Consider the following 2,657-nt stretch of genomic DNA (forward strand, 5'->3'; position numbering starts at 1 on the left):
ACTCGTCGCGATGCTCTCGCACCATGCGAACTGCACGCTCGCGGACCTCAGCAGAAAACTTGTTCGACTTGTTCATAGCTCCATTCTCTCAAGAGTTGGAGCCTCCACCAAATCCGGGGCGATTCACATCTTCGTTTTTCCATTCACGCTGTTGAGCATCAACGCTGACTGAAGATGGCGGTTGCTATGTCGACGCACCGAGTCGACCACGCGGATCATGGCAATAGTGCTAAAAAGATCCGCCGGCGAAGGCCCCATGGGGATAAGGCAAAAATCGGCAATCTCCAGCACCGCGGTGGTTCGGGGATCTTCCAAGTTTCCCGGGCAGTCACCACGATTGCATCGAACTTTCCCGCCTGTTTCTTTATTTCAGCGCCGACCGCCTTGCCTGCAACGGCGAGCGACTGGACGGTCATGGGCAGAGGTGCTTCGCCGCTCGTGGCCCATCTGAGGGAAGTGTTTTGGGGATCGGCGTCGATCAGCGCGACGTCACTGCCGCCACTGTGAAACGCCGCTGCGACGTTCATGCTGACAGTGGTTTTTCCCACCCCACCTTTCTGGTTGCAAACGGCTAGGATCTCTCAAGGATATTCGTCAGTTCGACCGGCAAGGAGTTCATCGAAGTCCGATATGCAGACTTACGCCGCCCACCGATTTCCCTTTGGGAACAACGTGCAGCGGTCAAATATCTGCGCGACGAGGGCCAACGCAGCATCTCCGAAGTCATGATGTTCCGTACGATCGAACAGCAACGCCGCCTGGTATCGGACGCGCAAAGCATGACCCGGAAAGCGAAACGCCGTCGCATGCCGACACGCGAACGTTCAACCGCCAAAATCCTCGAGCAGGGTATAGGCTCGACATCGGCGAATGCGTCGATGCAGCAAGCCGAGACCGTCGATTACACCAAGCCGGCGACAGCCTACGATGTTGAGCAGTGGTGATCCGCAAATGAAACCAACTCCCCTCTCTCATCTGTTACCGGCGATGCGGTCGCAAGCGCAACTCGACGATGCCGCACGGATACATTGCCTGTTACGTGATCGCTGGATTGACTACCCGCGCGCGACTCAGGCGCTCGAACAGCTTGAGCGGTTGTTCGCCACGCCGCGACGCGAACGCATTGATGGGGCGCCCCGGCGAGGTGGCCCACCCAAGCGGAATCGCTTCGCATGACGCCGACGTTTTACGCGGGGGGGGAGAAGTGCGCCTGCGGGAAGCTGACACTGGGGGCAGTAACACCTTCTTTGTGATCGAGACTCATGCAACCCATCAGAAATAATCCATACAGCTCATCACGGCGCTCTGATCAGAGCCCCCCCCCGTCCGGGGCCGCCCGCAGGCCACCCAACGCCACGTTTATACCCCCCCCCGGCGCTGGGAGGGGGCTCCCTTATCACCCCTCACTGGCTCCACGGGATGCCCCGCCGCACCGCACATTTCAAGGGTCATCTCATTCGCGAGGTGCGCATGGGCTCGCATTGGGCGGGCCTTACCACCAGCCGGTACGGCCGCTGCCGCCGACAGGCTATCCGCACCTGCGGGGGCGATCTAACGACCCAGTCGACCGATTCCAATCGAGGTCGGTGCCACCGCCGCGAGTGCACCGTGGTGGCGCATCGCTCGCACCGCCGCTGCCTCTTCGCCCCACATCCCCCCCCACATCACCCCAATACGGCTACGGGCCGCGAAGTTCGGTTGCCCGGGGCACTTCGTTGAACTGGCGCGGGGGGCCTGAGCGCGGGCAAGCCGGATGGCCGGGCCGTTCTCCGCCACCATTCTTGCCGTCAGCTCCCATGCCCGCGCACTCAGCCATGCTGTATCCGTCGCGCAGCATGGCGGAGCCGTCTTCGCTTGGGGGGCCCTCCATGCACCTTGTGGCGAACAGCGCACAGCTGCCGCAAACAAGCGCAGGGAGCGTTCGCGGCGCATACCAAAGCGCTGCACGAGTTCCCAAGCGCGTAAAAGACGAGATCGAAGCCGCCAACCCAAGATTGCGAATAGCCTGGAGCCTTCACGAGGAGGTATCAACGCTCTATCGAGGGGATCGGTGCCCGCCGAATGTGGCTTTCCGAGACGGGCTTGTGGCGAAAGGCGGCACGCTAGACGTGATGCGCCATGTTCGCGACGCAGAAGAGCAATCAAAATTCCTTTCGACATCGCGTGAAGTCACATATTGCGCTCACCACGTCAGCGATCGCGCCGAGCACGAGGGCGGTACCCCATATGTATACAAAATCAACAAGAATACGGAAGGTATAGATTTTTTGGGGACATTGAGAGCAAGCGGAATAGAGCCCCGAAGTAACGAAAGAGCTGAAGAGGAAATTCTGATTCCGGATCATATTCCGCCGTCATTAATCAAGGGCGCATGGAAAGTGAGTCCCCCTGAGACTGCGGTAGCTTGGATAAAGAATGAGCTTTACGGAGGTTCCGACACAGAATCAGAGCGGGACGATGAACTAGGTTAGTATGCTGCCGGAGGGCATTGTCCGGTTGAGGTCAGCGAATAAACTGGGAGCTACTGGTGTGTGGCCGTCGACGCCAGCACGGGCCAGATCGTGGCCCACACGCTCACGGACCAGGACGGCGACGATCCGTCCCAGGTGGAGCCACTGCTGGAGCAGATTGCCAACCCGATCGGCCGGTTCATTGCC

The 2,657-nt window shown here is 59.9% G+C and carries 2 protein-coding genes and 2 pseudogenes; 3 read left to right on the top strand and 1 reads right to left on the bottom strand.

Annotation, left to right across the window (positions count from 1 at the left end; genetic code table 11):
* Window positions 1–126 precede the first annotated feature (126 nt).
* Window positions 127–527 (bottom strand): annotated as a pseudogene (locus GWC77_RS27305) (ParA family protein); the annotation flags it as partial.
* A gap of 279 nt (window positions 528–806) precedes the next feature.
* Between GWC77_RS27305 and GWC77_RS27310 the strand changes: the two are divergent.
* The 3 genes and pseudogenes from GWC77_RS27310 to GWC77_RS29845 all read left to right on the top strand — a co-directional run.
* A complete protein-coding gene (locus GWC77_RS27310) occupies window positions 807–944 on the top strand; it encodes a hypothetical protein (protein ID WP_173262486.1) in 138 nt (45 codons plus the stop codon).
* Window positions 945–987: 43 nt separating this feature from the next.
* Complete coding sequence (locus GWC77_RS27315; RefSeq protein ID WP_254367219.1) at window positions 988–1,176, top strand: TniB family NTP-binding protein; 189 nt, start codon at window positions 988–990, stop codon at window positions 1,174–1,176.
* A 1,355-nt stretch (window positions 1,177–2,531) separates the two neighbouring features.
* Window positions 2,532–2,657, top strand: a pseudogene (locus tag GWC77_RS29845) (IS5/IS1182 family transposase); the annotation flags it as partial.

The sequence above is a fragment of the Paraburkholderia sp. NMBU_R16 genome (genome assembly GCF_013282575.1).
Lineage (GTDB): Bacteria > Pseudomonadota > Gammaproteobacteria > Burkholderiales > Burkholderiaceae > Trinickia.